Source organism: Microvirga sp. P5_D2, from assembly GCF_054049475.1.
Window position 1 is genome coordinate 1 of sequence record NZ_JBFUMH010000050.1, and the last position, 16,690, is coordinate 16,690.

At 57.8% G+C, this 16,690-nt stretch carries 13 protein-coding genes and 1 pseudogene; 8 read left to right on the forward strand and 6 right to left on the reverse strand.

Annotated features, from left to right (window positions below; genetic code table 11):
• Together ACXJKO_RS14655 and ACXJKO_RS14660 are read left to right on the forward strand one after the other, a co-directional pair.
• Positions 1 to 1,519 (forward strand): hypothetical protein (locus tag ACXJKO_RS14655; RefSeq protein WP_457091824.1); only part of this gene is annotated, 1,519 nt, incomplete at its 5' end.
• A 31-nt stretch (positions 1,520 to 1,550) separates the two neighbouring features.
• The gene (locus ACXJKO_RS14660; RefSeq protein ID WP_457091825.1) at positions 1,551 to 3,119 is read left to right on the forward strand and encodes a DUF5677 domain-containing protein; all 1,569 of its coding nucleotides are present in this window, start codon (positions 1,551 to 1,553) and stop codon (positions 3,117 to 3,119) included.
• A 50-nt stretch (positions 3,120 to 3,169) separates the two neighbouring features.
• Here the strand turns inward: ACXJKO_RS14660 and gmtX are convergent, their stop codons facing one another.
• From gmtX to gmtY, 3 genes are all read right to left on the reverse strand, one after another.
• Positions 3,170 to 3,844 carry a gamma-mobile-trio protein GmtX gene (gene gmtX, locus ACXJKO_RS14665; protein ID WP_457091826.1) on the reverse strand — a complete coding sequence of 225 codons (675 nt, stop codon included), beginning with the start codon at positions 3,842 to 3,844 and terminating at the stop codon, positions 3,170 to 3,172.
• A gap of 180 nt (positions 3,845 to 4,024) precedes the next feature.
• Positions 4,025 to 7,177, reverse strand: a complete 3,153-nt coding sequence (locus ACXJKO_RS14670; protein WP_457091827.1) for a VPA1269 family protein — start codon at positions 7,175 to 7,177, stop codon at positions 4,025 to 4,027.
• The gene (gene gmtY / locus ACXJKO_RS14675) at positions 7,177 to 8,589 is read right to left on the reverse strand and encodes a gamma-mobile-trio recombinase GmtY (RefSeq protein ID WP_457091828.1); all 1,413 of its coding nucleotides are present in this window, start codon (positions 8,587 to 8,589) and stop codon (positions 7,177 to 7,179) included. The genes ACXJKO_RS14670 and gmtY overlap by 1 nt, the downstream gene beginning before the upstream one ends.
• Between gmtY and ACXJKO_RS14680 the strand changes: the two genes are divergently transcribed.
• A complete protein-coding gene (locus ACXJKO_RS14680) occupies positions 8,560 to 8,952 on the forward strand; it encodes a phage tail assembly chaperone (protein WP_457091829.1) in 393 nt (130 codons plus the stop codon). The genes gmtY and ACXJKO_RS14680 overlap by 30 nt on opposite strands.
• Positions 8,953 to 9,053: 101 nt before the next feature.
• Here the strand turns inward: ACXJKO_RS14680 and ACXJKO_RS14685 are convergent, their stop codons facing one another.
• Positions 9,054 to 9,383: a hypothetical protein gene (locus tag ACXJKO_RS14685; RefSeq protein ID WP_457091830.1), complete on the reverse strand. Its 330-nt coding sequence runs from the start codon at positions 9,381 to 9,383 to the stop codon at positions 9,054 to 9,056.
• A gap of 101 nt (positions 9,384 to 9,484) precedes the next feature.
• Positions 9,485 to 10,057: a hypothetical protein gene (locus ACXJKO_RS14690; protein WP_457091831.1), complete on the reverse strand. Its 573-nt coding sequence runs from the start codon at positions 10,055 to 10,057 to the stop codon at positions 9,485 to 9,487.
• Here ACXJKO_RS14690 and ACXJKO_RS14695 point away from each other — a divergent pair.
• Positions 10,041 to 10,481: a phage tail tape measure protein gene (locus ACXJKO_RS14695; protein ID WP_457091832.1), complete on the forward strand. Its 441-nt coding sequence runs from the start codon at positions 10,041 to 10,043 to the stop codon at positions 10,479 to 10,481. The genes ACXJKO_RS14690 and ACXJKO_RS14695 overlap by 17 nt on opposite strands.
• Positions 10,482 to 10,485: 4 nt before the next feature.
• Here the strand turns inward: ACXJKO_RS14695 and ACXJKO_RS14700 are convergent, their stop codons facing one another.
• On the reverse strand, positions 10,486 to 10,731 hold the full coding sequence (locus tag ACXJKO_RS14700; RefSeq protein ID WP_457091833.1) for a YdcH family protein: 246 nt from the start codon (positions 10,729 to 10,731) through the stop codon (positions 10,486 to 10,488).
• Positions 10,732 to 10,815: 84 nt separating this feature from the next.
• Between ACXJKO_RS14700 and ACXJKO_RS14705 the strand changes: the two genes are divergently transcribed.
• From ACXJKO_RS14705 to ACXJKO_RS14720, 4 genes and pseudogenes are all read left to right on the forward strand, one after another.
• The gene (locus ACXJKO_RS14705; protein WP_457091834.1) at positions 10,816 to 11,454 is read left to right on the forward strand and encodes a phage distal tail protein, Rcc01695 family; all 639 of its coding nucleotides are present in this window, start codon (positions 10,816 to 10,818) and stop codon (positions 11,452 to 11,454) included.
• An 18-nt stretch (positions 11,455 to 11,472) separates the two neighbouring features.
• A complete protein-coding gene (locus ACXJKO_RS14710; RefSeq protein WP_457091835.1) occupies positions 11,473 to 12,363 on the forward strand; it encodes a DUF2163 domain-containing protein in 891 nt (296 codons plus the stop codon).
• Positions 12,360 to 12,779 carry an NlpC/P60 family protein gene (locus tag ACXJKO_RS14715; RefSeq protein ID WP_457091836.1) on the forward strand — a complete coding sequence of 140 codons (420 nt, stop codon included), beginning with the start codon at positions 12,360 to 12,362 and terminating at the stop codon, positions 12,777 to 12,779. The genes ACXJKO_RS14710 and ACXJKO_RS14715 overlap by 4 nt, the downstream gene beginning before the upstream one ends.
• Before the next feature lie 5 nt (positions 12,780 to 12,784).
• A pseudogene (locus tag ACXJKO_RS14720) lies at positions 12,785 to 16,655 on the forward strand (baseplate multidomain protein megatron).
• Positions 16,656 to 16,690: the final 35 nt, after the last annotated feature.

The following is a 16,690-nucleotide window of genomic DNA, read 5'->3' on the forward strand; positions in this document are numbered from 1 at the left end:
GCATCCGAGATGGGGCAAAGCAAATGTTAAGGCGCTTTTGACGTTCAATGTTGACGGGGCGAGGTTCAGAGCGCTCAGAAGCGGCGACAGGGTAGCGGTCTTCGATGCCGAAAATCGGCTGCTCATTTCCACAACGTCATTCACGAGTGAACTCGGACCATTCTTTGCAAAATTACTAGATTTCAAGCTAGTGCTCTCGAATCGCAAGGGCGCGCCTGAGACGCCTCCACCGGCTTACGCTTTCCTCCCCTTTTACGTGGATCAAGATGCAGGATGGGCAAAGCCGCTAAGCTCATTTGACAGACTTCAGCAGTACGCCAATTTCAAGAAATTCTTGATCGAATTCCATTCTGGCATTCGTCCCAATCGGTATTACGAACTTATCGCTGATAAGAAAAAGTTGGAAATCGAGAAGAGGGAATTGGAGCATGATCATAGGGTCGTGCAAAAGGCTGTCGCGCGTCTAGGACTGGAACCGAGTTTTGATGGCATCGAATTGTCTTATGCTTCTCACGAAGATGCAATCGACGGATTTTTGGTAAGATTGAAAGTCCTTCGCGAAATTCGACAGGCAAGGGCCCTTGAACTTTCTGATATACTTGATCTGCGGACGACGCTGAACGAGCAAGCCTCTATCGTACAAGCATCTGTCAATGAACTCGCAATGGATGCAGAATGGGCTTCGGATGACGCACGGGACGAGATCCCGTGTCCGACATGTGGAACCCGTCACCAAAACAATTTTGCCAATCGCTTCTCAATACTTAGAGATCGTGAAGAATGTCTCGAGTTTCTAAGCAACACAAATCGGAAAGTCCGTGGTCTCTCACGACGGGTAGAGGAGTTGCAGGAGACCATTCGGTCCACAGACAAAACTGTTTCGGAGATTCAGGAGATTCTCGAGCGACAACACGGGGATGTAACTCTTAAAGACGTTATAGAAAGCGAAGGACGCCGCGCTGCCTTTGACGTATTTGCTTCTCAACTTCGAGATTTGCAGGGTGCTATCGGAAATAAGATTGCGGCAGCGTCATCCATCAATGATGAGATAAAGAAGCTCAACGACCCTGCCATTAAGAGGAAGGTCGAGAACTACTACGCGTCTCTAATGGGAAAATATCTGAGAAGTCTAAACTTCCTCGATCCTGACAATGATGCAATCACGAAGATTACCGGAAAGATTGTTGAAACTGGCAGCGAGCATCCACGCCTGCTTCTCGCATACATCTTATCTCTCTCAGACACGATTCATCGATTCACAACATCCTTCACTGCGCCCTTGGTCATTGATAGTCCCGTCCAACAGGAGCAGGATCGTACCAATGCCCCCGCCATAGTGAAGCTTGTAACGTCAAAGCGGCCTAACGGCGGACAGACTATCATTGGAACAATTTCCCTTCATGGGATTGAGCTTACAGACGCTAAGAAGATCGTGTTTGAAGAGAAGAAGTCCGCCCTTCAAGCTGCTGAGTATTCCAATGTTTATGGACGAATGAGAACACTGATGCAGAGCATGTAGTGTGACGTCTAGTCTGTAGCACGAGATAACAATGAACCACGGAAAGCGACATCCATTGCTGGCGGATCACGTCGCGATAAAGCGAAAGTTGGTCCCTCCGTTCGTCGGTGCTGCTGGGAACAAACTGTTTCAATACTCCTGGACACGACAACTCGTCCCGGAGGCAATTTGGATAGCGCTCATAATTGATCATTGCGGCTATGAGGCGGCAGTCAAGGTGTGTCGGGATTTGGTGATAACCGCAAGACATGTCGTTGAAAGGCTGGACGCGCCGATGTTCGTTAGGTTTAGTGCGTTCTCGACACTGAAGCCCGAAGAAAAAACTGCTCTTGCCACTAGCCTTGACGCAAGTGTTCGTGCGGAGATCAATGCCGCCTTACGTCCTCTTTGCTCAATCGCAAGTTCCCATCCGCTCGCATTCTTGGATGTTGACTCGAAACCCGAGGACTTGGTCGCCAACAACTTCGCAGTGGTTTTACGTGAATGCTATGATCGAAACGGTCGCCTCTCGGTCCTGTCCATGGCACTGGCGTACCGCCTTGGCATCGATCAAGGTAAGGTCCATGTCGCAGACCATTTGGTCGATGATCTTATCCATCGGTTCAAGGCGATCGGCAACTATCCCGATACCGAGGCAGCACAGCAAGCGGCTGGCGCTTTCAGGGCCGCTGCGCCAAATCTATTTATGATGCACCAAGACGAGGGACGTGCCTTCCAGAACGACGAGGCATGGGGTAACGACTTTTGGGACGGAGTTGCTGGGTTTGGCCCCTGTCTATTGCCCGACACCATACAAGATGAAGATCCTGAAAGCGACGATCCCGCTGAAGCGTTCATCATTGCCTATCGCAACAGTGTCAGGAATGACTTACGTGAGCGATTGAAGCAGTGGCCACTGAACCTCAAGGCTATTGAGACTTACGAGGTCGTGTCAGCGCTCATTTGCAGGCAGGCTACGCTTGCGATCGATTTGGCGTCAGCGCCCGCCATCTGGAACCCGCATACTGCGCCAATAATTCTGCGCGCCATGGCCGATGTGTTCATTTCCATGGCCTGGATCCTCAAGGACCCGGGACCTCGGTCCAAGCAGTTTGTCGAAGATGGTCTTGGCGCGATGAAGCTTCAGGTTGCCCACCAAGAGCGTGCACTTGAGCAGACGACCGATCCGGATGAGCGAGAGCGATTGAGCCTGATGATTGAAGTCGGCCGCGAATGGCTTGCATCCCAGCGCATGCACCAGTTCGTTGAGGTGAATCTAGGCAGTTGGTCAGGCCTCAACACGAGGAAGATGGCCGACGAGGCAGGTTTTATCGACTTCTACAATCACGTCTATCAACCTTTCAGTGGGGTTGCCCATTCGAACTGGACTCATGTCAGCATCTTCAACACGGTACATTGCCAAAATCCTGCCCACCGAGGGCATCGGGCACCGGCAATTGTGCCAACCGATCCGGATCCTCATTGGCTTCTCCTTGCTACCAAGTACCTGAGCAAGGCGCTTGGGCATTTCGATGAGGTCCATGGACTTACCAACCTGCCCCATGGCGCGTTCGATTTCATCGAAACGCAGATAGTGGCTAGCGGCTCTGAAATCGAGTAAGTTTCTTGCTGGCGAAGAACATCAAGGCCCAAGACTTGATAAGGTTCTCCTCATGACCTTCGGCGCAAATACTCGAGTGCAGTCCGCAGGGCGGGGACAAAGCCATTGGGTGTCATTCGATCATTGTTCTCGTCCCTGATCGTTCCATGACTATCGACAATCCATCCTTTCTTGTCGATCCAGCGATCACTTATGAAGTCAGCAAGCGGGACGGTATCGAACTGTGGTGGTGGTTGGATTTCGGTTGCATTCACAGGACTGCTCAAGAGAGGAGGCGCGCTTACTGAAGCAGTTGACTCGTGGGCTTTGAATGAGAGGCGCTTGAACGCAGCCGAGAGTGTATTGTTCTCATTACGCAGTGCCTTCACCTCAGCGAGAAGGTAACGAAGGCGCGTGCGGATATCCTTGTCAGCAATGCTGTTGATTGCCTCTTCCAATGGCGTCTGCCGAACGTTCACGCTGTGCGTGGTGCTCGCGCCGACATCGCGGGCAAAAGCCTCGATGATGAGTCGATAGTCCGCACCCGTCGCATTTCTAATTGCTTGGGTGGTAATCACATCCTGAGCCTCGCACTCCTTACCGACAACCGATATGGAGTAGGTGTGTGTCCCTTTAGCGTGCATTCGCTGAAGAATTTGCACGAATTGGGCGACGGTTGCTTTGCGACGGGCGTTGGAACGTGCCGAAACCTCAGCGACCACGGTCTGAAACTCGTCACTTGCCATGGATTGCCTCGCCGGTGGCTGTCAGAATCGCAGGTTTTCGAATGGTCTTAAGGGTCGAAGTCGCCCTCGTCAGCTTCCTCGGTGGTCGACCGACGGTGGGGCCCAACCCAAGCGGGGATGTCCTGTCCTGATGGTATTTCCTACCACCGATGGTTACGCAAGTCGGAGCGATCGGCCGAATCATTGTTGGTTCCCGGGAAGGTACCGGCTCTCGCTGGCCGATCGTTTCGGCATCCGTACCCGATCGGCAAGAGAATTCTCAATCACTTCGGCAAATTGCGCGACGAACGCTTCTGGGAGGAGACCGCGACTACGGCATTCATCGGACAGGCTGTTCTCACCGTCCAGCACTCTAAGGGTTGCCGACCGGCCAATGTTCAATTCAAGATACTGCATCAAGCGGTTCCCGACGTAGATCGATGTACCGGGATCCATGTCGTAGAACCGAGGATCAAGCCGTTCGCGGCGTAGAGCACGGTCATATCTTTGACCACGAAAATAGGCGGCGAGTTCCGTCAGATTCCCCCTGGCTGCGATCGATGGATAGAAGTCAGCAGCGTCACAGAGACGATCTGCGAGGTCGATTTCGGTGGATTCCATCAAGGCTATACGGACGCTATCGAAGTCACCCGTGACAAGGGCGAGGCGGGTAGCACCAGCACGCCGCTGCTCATCGACAAGGCGGCGAGTCTGTGCCTCCAAAGCCATGAGATTTGCCATCTCGGTTCCAAGCTGGGCAAGTCGTGCGTCAATTTCGGCTAGATCATCTGATGCGCGGTCCAGATCGCGAAACTCGGGGAAAGGCACACCGGAAAGTTCACATTGACGGCGTTGGGCCTCGAGCACTTCGAAACGATCGTCGACTGCGTCCCTGGTTCTCTGTAGCCCAGTGTTCTCGAAGGACCGTGTGTTGAACTCGGCATGTATACCATGAAGAAACGGCTCACCCGTAATGAGGAATCTGCAACCGGCGCAGTTGCTCCGTCCACCCGGGATTGGGCCGTAGACTTGCTCATTGACCCGACTGGTCATCTTGGCGCCGCCGACATGACACTGGGTTCCTCCGACTGGGCAGACGCCGATGAAGAGCCGTAGCAAGTTTCCACTGGCGGCACTGGCGAACCGTTCCGCCCCGGTTTCGCTATTGGCAATAACGGCCTTCCTCAGGTCCTTGTATTGCATGGAGCGTAGGTGGCGAACCCAGTTCTCCTGTTCGGTCTCAAGGGACCGTTTGTCAGCACGGTAAAGGCAGTCGGAAATCAAGACATTGCTGTGCTTGGTGTAATACATCACCATCACGACTGTCGCGTGCCCAACTACCTTCATCATCATCTCCGGAGATATCTCCCCGGTCTCGAGCAAATTCGTGATAATAGAAACTCGTAATGCGTGGAGATCATAAAGCGCCGTTGCCGGCTGCCCAGTCGTAATATTGTAGGATGTGATGAGGCGGATCGGTTGCCCATCGAGGCCTACCTGTCCTTCAACCTCAAGACGCCGTTCAAGCTCGAGGTTGACACGAAGCCAGAGCCACATCACGTCGTCGTTCGTGATTGGCTCGTCTTTACGACCGTAATTGTTCTTGGGATTTCGAAAGAGAAAGCAGTTCTCCATTCCAACGAGGACGTCGTCGAGCTTTGTATGTTCGAATTCCCTCAGCTTGCGCCAAGGAGTTACGCGCTCGATTGGATTGTACATAGTCTGCCACTCGGTGAGGAACAGGAGTTTGTCGCTCACATCATCGGGAAGCCATGGACAGAGGTAGCCCTTGGCCCAAGCATCCTTATTAACGTCGGCCGTTTTGTTCGTCGTAATGCGGCAAGACAGGATCGTCCGCGCCGAGCCTAGATCCTGCACCGCTTGGATTGCACCCCGCTGAATTGGTTTCTTCCGTGAGCCGCTTGCCAATGGTCCTTTATTCAAGACCATCTGTTTCCTTTTGGCGTCATAAATCATCGTGTCGGCGGAACCATCATCCATCGTTCGAACCTGAATCGTACGGAATGGCATGCGTAGCTTTACGTAGAGAGCAACGGCTCTGACCGGCGACCAGATCTCTTCATAATATCCCGTCTTCGGATTGCACCATTGAAACCAGTCGCCAATACTTCCTCGGGCATTCCTTTGTCTCGCAAAAGCCCAGTCGCTTTCCGTGAGGATCGCTATCGCACGCCGCATCAGTTTTGGTGGCATTGCCTCGCGAACTGACTCACTCGGAGCTCGTCGTGCGTGTCGCACCTCGGCGAGGGGATTGACCGTCCCAGGCAGAAGGATCGGACGTCCGGCGTCATCCTCGGAAGTGAGCTTTTTCTTGATGATCCAGTCGAGGAAAGACTTCACATGACGTACATTCTCGCCAAGTTTCGGCGGGCCCGTGAAAATAGGGACGCTGTCAAGTGATTGAGTGAGGTAGGCCACTGGATTGCGCGGGACACCAGGATTGTCAATGACGTAATCAAGGAACGCGGCTAGTGCGGTCCTCGGTGCGGTGAGGTTTCCTAACCCTAGCTGTTCTAGGTACTCTGCGGCAGCGCGTCGCCAATCCTCCATTTCCGGTCGGTCCTTGGTGGTCCAACGGAATTGAAGGTCACGAGTTTTCTTTTTTGATACCTGCTCGATTAAGACGGCGTAGCTATTTTCATTATGAACGACCGAGTTTCCAAACTTGTCGCGTTGGGCAACGCACAGTAGGTGAAAGAAGGAAAAACGAGCTTTCCCCGGATCATCTGGAATGACTTCAGGAGTTAGATCGCCGACCTCAATGACACCAGTGCGTGAAAGCAACGCATTTCTTATATATTGGTGCAGGATGCTGAGGCCATTGCCGGTGTGATCCATGCGAGCCGCTAATTCTACTAGCGGATCAATGATTTCCTTATGGCAGTCCATCCGAGTGTAGCGAAGAAATCCTGTTTTTGCTGGGAAGGCTATTGCATCGCAGGCCTTGAGGCCGACCAGCACCTCCTTGATCAGTGTCCTATCCATATCCTTCCATGGCGCTTTCACATGTCCACTCCATGCGGGCATCTGAGGTAGTATCGCCTCAAGGAATTCACAGACTGCTTCAGAATCGCCTTTGTCTCCGAGTTTCGTTAAAAGCTTCCAGACGTGTTTTGAAGTTTTTCCATCCAGCCTAGCCGGCGTGCGCACGCACCAGCGCATACGTAACCCGCAAATTAGCGCCTGTACTCTCGCGGACTCCCAGTGTGTTTCAGGACAGAGCAAGACACGAGTCGGGTCGGTGTTGCGCCTGATGGTACGGCCAGTCAAATAACTCGTCGCTTCAGCGAAATTGTCGGTCTGCCAAGTGGATGCTGGAAGTGGCTTAGGCATCATTGCTCCAGTAGTCGCGCTAAAGTTGGAATGTCAGTTTCAATTTGCCCATAAGCCCTCTGTTGTGCCTTGCTCATCGCCGAATTGATTTTCGCAACCTCTTCAGGTTCGTAAATCTTTTGGCTGAGGACTGAGTTATGGGCGAGACAGATCTGCCTCATTTTCGGAGACAAGATGTCATTATTTGCATCAAGCCAGTGGCCGAAAGCATGTCTGTGGCCGTGTGGTGTCGTGCCAAGCTTCTTGGCCGGTATAAGCCCAATTCTCCTCATTGCAGCAGCATGCACCTTGGCGTAGTCACGTGCGGTCATTGGAGCGCCCGTCTGTGTGATTAACAGAAAGGGGTGCGTCGAGATTACAGGCCGGACTTCCAGATATCGCTTATAAAGCGTCATGAAGAGTCGTCCGGCATCGGCATTGTTCCAGAAAACGCGGATGTAGTTGCCTCCACCGCGCATCAGCGGGTTCTTGAAGCCTACCCGATGCGGAGCAATTTCGTCCGTTAATGGGGAGCGACCATATTTTAGGCGTAGGTATTCAGACCGCAATATGGTGTTTATCTTGCCAGTTGAGGGGTCAAGATAATCTGTCAGGCCATCACTAGGATGGAAAATGTGGACAATGCAGCTCCGCTTATCCTCTGGATCCACATAGACGTCATCTATCCAGAGGTGCATGGGCTGTGACACACGTTGACCTCCGTGATGCAGGAGGAGGGTAATCATTTGGTCCCGGTAAGTTGTCCACTGAAGTTGGGGTGACCTTACGAAACCCGTCGCAAGAAGATCAAAGAAACGATCTTCGGGGAACGCCTTGGTCTCAGTTTCCACGCGCGGCAACAGGAAAGGCTTGCCCACAGAGCGGGCGAACTCTGCCTTTTCAAATGCGCTCGATGACTTCTTGAGGTGAGCCAGCAGGGAACTCCGACGCATCATATTCCAGCGATGCCAGAACGCTATCTGCTCACCGAGCGTTGCCCCGCGCTCAGGGTTGATTGGGTCGATGCCCTTTGTCTCGACGAGCCAATCTGTAAAATGGGTTGCAATCTTGATGATCGAGGCAGCGTGGCGACGGGTCCGAGGGAGCCAGTAGAGACCCGACGGATCGCCCTCATCTTGAATGGTTCCAACGACTAAGGCCGATGCAAATGCCCGAAAGAGCTCCTGTCGCTTCTCAAGGGGTGAGAGGAATTCGCGTCCGCGAGTTACCATAAAATCGATAAGCAGCCCGACGGCCTGGGCGCGGGTCCTTTGACGCGCGACAGACCAAACGCCCGCATGAGCGAAACGGTAGTCTCGCCACGGTGTGAACTCATCGCCGCCGTCGATGAAGATCGAAATTACCCAGTCACGACTGGACGGGTCTCGATGTTCGACGCGTGCATGAGCGACGGAAAAGGGGAGCAAAGACATGATTATAACGTCGGTGCAGAAACTGCTCAGCACAAATTGAACTTCGGGCGGATTGCAGGTAAATCGGCACTATTTCGGGTAGTTTTCCGCGTTTTGGGTATGTACATACTGGGGGGAAGTTCAGCCGCAGGGCGCTTGAGCGATCAGCAAGCTCTCCCACGGAATGAGATCTTTCCCTGGGACGACGTGATGATGCTAGGTTTGAGCATTCTGCGGTGGAGCCCCGATCAGCTCTGGCACGCAACCCCGCGCGAGCTCTTCGCGGCATGGGAAGGGCTGACCGGCGGGCGAGGAATGGAGCCGGTGGTCAGCAGCGATTTGCGGCGGATGATGAAGGCTTTTCCGGATGACAAGGGGGTATAACTGGTGCCCCTAATGTCATTCACGGAGAGCTATCCTCTAAAATCATCATTCACCTACATATTTGTGCCGGGTAGTCCTGCACTCCAATTTTGCAGAGTCTATTAGGGATAGAGCGACTGCTGAAACACCGCTCCATTCCGCTTGGCGCATTCGATCTCTAAATCCTCTTTTCGCTCGTCTCTTCCGCGTGATGGAGGTTGTCCTGCAACAGCCCTTGCTGCCTCCTCCTTGCAGAGGGCGTCGATCCGATTCCATTGCTCATTGGGCATCGTAACCCTGCCGGCAAATGTTGCGCCCTTGAGCTCTGCGCACATCTTGAAAAGACGACGCTCTGTATAGGAGGTAGCCGTCCTTGGGTCGGCAGAAGCCGTTGCCTTCTCCGCCTCGTACCAGCACTCATCCCTGATGCGGCTCCATTGCGCATCGCTCATCCCAGGTGTCTTGTAGATGCTCCTTGTCGGAGGCGGAGTCATGCACGCGCTAAGTCCAACGACTGGAATAAGCATCGTAATGGCGATGATGGGGCGAAGAGTCATTGGATGGTCCGTTGGGGTTTTGCGTCTGGCGGCACTTGGTCGGCGGTCCCCACGAACCGAGTTCCTTTCGCCTCCATGCAGAGGATGAGAATCTTTCTCCAGCGTTCGCCTGCAGTTACGCTGTTCGAAGCCAGCATAGCAGCTTTCTCGGCCTCCAAATTGCACTCGGCTTCCGCTCGGGAAAACTCCTTTTTCGACAAATCTTCCGAATTGAAGACCAAATCTGGTGCTGGTTTCGTGTTGCAGGCTGTCAATCCAAGTAATGGGAACAAGAAAATATAAAGGACTGTCTTTATGGCTGGTGAAGACCAAAAGCCTGGTACTAATAATCCCAAATCAGATTGGGAAAAGGATAAAGAACGCCAGCTCAATACCCTCATCGGGCTCTCCGATAAATTCGGTGACTCTTTGTCCAATGCTTTCGCGAAGAACGTCGCGGGGGGCAAGAAGCTTGACAATGTTTTCAAGAAGATGCGCGAGTCTCTTGTTGAAACAGGGTTACGTCTGGCTCTGGCGCCGCTCCAGATGGCTTTGAGCCAGAGCATCAAGAGCATGACCGTAGGCGCCATGGGCAGCTCTCTGCCGATGGACGGAGGCGGGCTGCTCGGCGGGCTCTTCAAAGGGCTCGGTTCAATCGTTGGCTCCCTCTTCGGCGGAGGAGGCGGCGGTGCTCCCGCCGCGCCCTTCGCCAAGGGCGGCGTGTTCTCGCGAGGCATGGTGATGCCGTTCGCCCAAGGCGGTATCGTCGGTGCGCCGACCTATTTTCCCCTCGGGCGCGGCCTCGGCGTCATGGGCGAAAGAGGTGCGGAGGCCGTGATGCCACTGGCTCGAGGGTCGGACGGCAAGCTCGGTGTCCGCTCAGGCGGAGGCGGGAGCGCCGCCGCAATCACAGTCAATATCTCGACGCCGGATGCGGAGAGCTTCCGCCGGTCCGAGGCGCAGGTTTCCGCCGCGCTGGCGCGGGCCGTCGCGCGGGGCCAACGCGGCATGTAGACCTTCAGGCGTCCTCGCCGTTGAGCATCGCCATGATCTCGTCCTTGATCTGCAGGCGTCGGCGCTTGAGTTCCTCTTCCGCCTCATCCGATTGAGGCTCCACACGCGTTTCGATGCGGTGAATGGTGCGGTTCAGCTCGTTGTACTCGTCGTAGAGCCGCGCGAAACGGTTGTTGCTCGTCTTCAATTGGTGGATGCGGTCGGCCTTGTCCGGGAAATCCTGGTGAAGGTCGTTGGGAGCGTTGCTCATCGCCTGCCGTCTCCTTGTCTGACGCTTTGTCTCGACGACAACGCCACCCCCGCTTTTTTCGTTTCAAGAATTGAGAGATGGATCATGGCATCCGATTTCCATGAGGTCCGCTTTCCCCTCGACGTCAGCCTTGGCAGTCGGGGAGGGCCGGTGCGGCGGACCGATATCGTCACGCTCGCCTCAGGCCGGGAGCATCGCAACAGCCGTTGGGCGCAATCCCGCCGCCGTTACGATGCAGGCCTGGGCGTGAGAACCATCGATGCGCTGCATGCGGTGATCGTGTTCTTCGAGGAAAGGCGCGGCAAGCTCTACGGCTTTCGCTTCCGCGACCGGACCGATTGGCGCTCAGGACAGCCCTCAAAGGAGCCCACGCCCCTCGACCAGCGGATCGGTATAGGGAACGGCGCGCGGCAGGAGTTCCAGCTGGTGAAAACCTACGGCTCCTCCTTCGCGCCTTATGTGCGAACCATCGCCAAGCCCGTGGGCGGCTCCGTCAGAGTGGCCGTCAACGGCATCGAGCAGGCGGTGGGAAGCGCCTTCAACTGCGACCCCGCGACAGGTCTGGTGACGTTCTCCGTACCACCGAACGATGGAGCCGCGATCACGGCGGGCTACGCTTTCGACGTTCCGGTCCGTTTCGATACGGACGAACTCGACATCGACCTCTCCGCCTTCGAGGCCGGCGCGATCCCGCAGATCCCGCTGATCGAAATCGTTCCCTAGACACTTCTGGAAGAAGTCATGCGCAGCATTCCCTTGAACCTCGCCGCCCATATGGCGGAGGGGACGACGTCGCTTTGCCATTGCTGGAAGCTGATCCGGCAGGACGGGCAGGCCTTTGGCTTCACCGAACATGACCGCGACCTCGGCTTCGGCGGCACGGTTTTCACCGCGCGTTCCGGGCTTGAGGCAGCGGAAGCCACGGCCGAACTCGGCTTCGCCGTCGGTGGCGGGGAGGTGGCGGGCGCGCTCATGTCCGCAGGGCTTACGGAGGACGACATCTCCTCCGGCCGCTACGACGATGCGAGCGTGGAAACATGGCTCGTGAACTGGAGCAATGTGGAGGAGCGGTTGCTGCTCGACATCGGCTCCATCGGCGAGATCCGCCGCGCGGATGGCAGCTTCGTCGCGGAATTGCGCGGCGTCATGCACCGCCTCGACGAGGAGCGAGGCCGGCTGTTTCGCGCCACATGCTCCGCCGATCTGGGCGATGCCAAATGCGGCGTGAACCTGTCGTCCTCGACTTATGCCAATACGGGCACGGTGACCCGCACCGATGGTGCGCTCGGCATCGTCGCCTCCGGTATCGGCTTCTCGGACAATTGGTGCACGGGCGGCAAGCTCACCTGGCTGTCCGGCGACAATGCCGGGCTCGCGGTCGAGGTCAAGGTGCATCGCGCCATCAACGGTGTGGACGAGTTCGACCTGTGGCAGCGAGCGCCGCAGGCAATCAAGGTCGGCGATACGTTCCGGGTCACCGCAGGCTGTGACAAGACCCACGGCATGTGCCGCAGGAAGTTCAAGAACGTCGTGAACTTTCGGGGCTTTCCGCACATGCCCGGCAACGATTTCATCATCCGCATGCCGCAACAGGGCGAGCCGGGTCTCGACGGCGGGAGCTTCTTCAAGTGAGAAGTGCAGCGATCATCGAAGAGGCGCGTTCCTGGATCGGAACGCCTTACCGGCATCAGGCTTCTCTCAAGGGCATCGGCTGCGATTGCCTCGGGCTGCTGCGCGGCGTCTGGAAAGGCGTTGTAGGCAGAGTGCCCGAACTGCCTCCGCCCTATTCGCCCGATTGGGCGGAGGCCGGCGCCGATACGCTCCTCGCCGCCGCGCGCAAATATCTCATCGAGGTCGATCTCGAAACCTTCGAGCCCGGCGATGTGCTGCTGTTCCGCTGGCGCGAGACCATGCCGGCGAAGCACTGCGCCATCGCAACTTCGCACGACACCATGATCCATGCCCATGACGGGGCCTGCGTTACTGAGGTGGCCTTCCGCCCCTGGTGGCGTCGTCACCTTGCTTACGCTTTTCGCTTTCCGGGATAATCACCATGGCCACAATCGTTCTCCAAACCGTCGGCTCGGTCGTCGGCGGCATGGTCGCGGGCCCGCTGGGCGCGATGGCCGGGCGGGCTCTCGGCGGCCTTGCGGGCGCCGCCATCGACAATGCTCTCTTAAGCGGCGGCTCCGACAACACGAAATACGTGGAGGGGCCGCGCCTTAAGGAGATCGACGGCCTGACTTCAAGCGAGGGTGCCGCCATTCCGCGCGTCTATGGCCGCGCACGCATCGGTGGGCAGCTGATCTGGGCGACACGTCTCGAAGAGGTCGCGAACACCAAGGTCGAACGCTCCGGCACCCAGGGCGGAAAGGGCATGGGCGGAGGCCCGAAAACCTCCACCACGACCTATTCCTATTTCGCCAATCTCGCGGTGGGGCTTTGCGAGGGACAGATCGGCTTCATCCGCCGTGTCTGGGCGGATGGCCGCGAGATTGACCTCACGACGGTGAACATGCGCGTGCATCGCGGCTCCGAGGCGCAAGCCGCCGATCCGCTGATCGTCGCGAAGGAGGGGGGCACCTTCGCGCCGGCCTATCGCGGTTTGGCCTATGTGGTGTTCGAGCGGCTGCCGCTCGCGGATTACGGAAACCGCGTTCCGCAATTCTCATTCGAGATCATTCGTCCCGTGGACGGTCTCAACAACATGATCCGCGCCGTCTGCCTGATCCCCGGCGCAAGCGAGTTCGGCTATGATACCATTCCCATCACGCAGGTGCTCTCCCTCGGCAAGACGAGACCCGAGAACCGCCATCAATGGAATCGGGGAGCCGATGTGCTGGCTTCGCTCGATGCCCTGCAGGCGCTCTGCCCGAACCTGAACCGCGTCTCCCTCGTGGTGAGCTGGTTCGGCACCGATCTGCGGGCGGGCTCGTGCCAGATCGAACCGCGTGTCGATGTGGCGACGAAGACCACGGATGGAGCCACGTGGTCCGTTGCCGAGTTGACGCGCGACAAGGCCAAGACCGTGTCCCTCGCCGATGGTGCGCCCGCTTACGGCGGCACCCCTTCGGACGAAACGGTGATCCGCCTCATCAAGGCGCTGAAGAGCCGGGGATTGGAAGTGGTCCTCTATCCCTTCGTGATGATGGATATTCCCGCCGGGAACAGCTTGCCCGATCCTTATGGCGGCACGGGCCAGGCGGCTTATCCCTGGCGCGGGCGCATCACGTGCGATCCCGCTCCCGGCCGCCCGGAGACAGTGGATGGAACAAGCGCGGCAACGTCACAGATCGTACAGTTCTTCAGCCGTGCCGAGGGTAGCTACCGTGCTTTCATCACTCATTATGCCGATCTCGCAAAGAAAGCGGGCGGCGTGCATGGCTTCATCCTCGGCAGCGAGTTCGTCGGGCTGACCCGCGTGCGCTCCTCGCCAGGCGTCTATCCCGCCGTTACTCGCCTGCGGCAGATGCTGACCGCTGTTCGCAGCGTCGTCGGTGCCAGCACCAAGATCGTCTATGCGGCGGATTGGACGGAATATGGATCTCATGTGCTCGATGGGGGCGCGGAGGTCCGCTTTCCCCTCGATCCGCTCTTCGGCAATGACGAGATCGATGCGGTCGGTATCGACTATTATCCGCCCATTTCCGATTGGCGTGATAGTCCCGATCACGCGGATCTCGCGGCGGGGCGCAGCATCTACGATGCAGATTACCTGCGCCATCGCCTGGGCAGCGGCGAAGCCTTCGATTGGTACTATGCCAATGCGGCCGACCGCGCGGCCCAGAACCGCACGCCCATCACCGATGGGGCCTACGGCAAGCCATGGGTTTTTCGCGCCAAGGATCTCGTCTCCTGGTGGTCGAGCCCGCATATCGAGCGCTACAACGGCGTCGAGATCGGGTCCACTCTCTGGCAGGCGCAGTCGAAGCCGATCTGGCTCACCGAGATCGGTATTCCGGCGGTCGACAAGGGACCAAACGGACCCAATGTCTTTCCCGATCCGAAATCTTCGGAATCGGCCTATCCGCCATTCTCGCGTGGCGTGCGCGACGACCTCGTGCAGGCCCGCGCGCTCGAGGCGATCATCTCCCGGTTCGATCCCGCGCAGCGCGGATTTGCCGACAGCTATAATCCCGTCTCGCCCGTCTATGGCGGGCGCATGGTGGACCCCGGTCATGTCTATGTCTGGGCCTGGGACGCAAGGCCATTTCCCGCCTTTCCCGATTTCGAATCCGTCTGGAAGGACGGGGCGAACTGGGAGACGGGACATGATCACTGGCCGTCTCGAAGGCATGCCCCTCGACCGGCTGATCGCCGCCGTGCTGAAGGATTTCGGATTGGGCGATCCCGGCCCCATCCCCGTCGATGGGTTCATGGACGGCTATGTGATCGACAGGCCCATGTCGGTGCGCGGCGCGCTCGAACCGCTGATGCGACTGTTCGGCGTCGATGCGATTGCGAACGCCGGAAAGATCGCATGGCGCGGTCGCGGCGGCCGGGCGATCATCGAACTCAGCAAAGACGATCTCGTCATGAGCGAAGGCGAGCCCTCCCTCAAGCTCACCCGCTCGCAGGAGACCGAGCTGCCGCAGCAGGTGGAGATCGGCTACACGGAAGGCGACATGGATTATCGCCGTGCCGCCGTCGCCTCGCGCCGCCTGTCAGGAGCGAGCCGCCGTGAATCGCGGGCCGATTGCGCCATGATCACGCGCCGCGCCGAGGCGCAGCGTCTTGCGGATGCCTGGCTTCAGGATCTCTGGGCCGGGCGGGAAGGGGCGGAGTTCGAACTGTCCTCCCGCAGCGTGGAGCTGGAGCCGGGAGACGTGATCTCGCTTCCCACAGATGCGGGTCCCAAACTCCACCGCGTCCTCCGGATCGCCGATGGGCCGACGCGCAAAGTCACTACGCGCGCCGTCGAGCCCGCCGTGTTCGAGCGGCCCGGCGCATCCATCGAGCGCCCGCCGCGCCGCCCGCCACCGGTGCCGGGGAAGCCGCAGGCGGTCATTCTCGACCTGCCCGCCGCCTTCGGCGATCCCGCGGGGCTGCAATATATCGCGGTCGCTGCCGATCCATGGCCTGGCGCGGTGACAATCTGGCGGTCCGGAAACGGCGCGAGCTACAAGCCACACCGCATCCTCGATCTGCCGGCGGTGATCGGCACGACCATGACGATGCTTCCGCCCGGTCCGCTTTGGCGCTGGGATGCGGGAGCCTCTCTCGACGTCGAGATTTCCTCGGGCGCGTTAAGCTCCATCGATGACGAGGAGGCGCTCGCCGGCGGCAACCTATTTGCCGTTCAAGGGGGCGATGGGCGATGGGAAATCCTGTCGGCCGCGCGTGCGGAGCTGATCGGAGAGCGGACCTACCGCCTTTCCCGCTTCCTGCGAGGCCTTGCTGGCACGGAGCCGGAGGCGGCGCGCAGCGTCCCTGCCGGAGCGCTCATCGTGCGATTGGACGAAGCGGTCGTTCCTCTGTCGAGCGATCTCGCCGATCTGGGGCAAACCTGGCGCTACAGGATCGGCCCTTCGGGACGCGATCATGCCGATCCCGCCATGACGGAAATCGCGGCCACCATCGGGCGCGAGGCCCTCAAGCCCATGAGCCCGGTTCATGTATCCGTGCGCCGTGAGGCGGATGGATTGCGCATCGCATGGCTGCGCCGGACGCGCCGCGAAGGCGATGGCTGGGAGGCCGTCGATGTTCCTCTGGGCGAAGATACGGAACGCTACGAAATCGACATCCTCAAGGATGGCGGCATTCTTCGTCAGATGACCAGCACCGAGCCGTTCGCTCATTACGCCGCAGAGCACGAGCTTGTCGATTTCGGTGCGCCCCAAAGCATCCTGAGCCTGCACATATCGCAGATCAGCGCGGTCGCCGGGCGTGGCTTCGCGCGCAGCGTCACATTGCCGGTTCTCTGAGCCTGTTCTGCCTTCCTCCATTCAAAGCAAGTTGT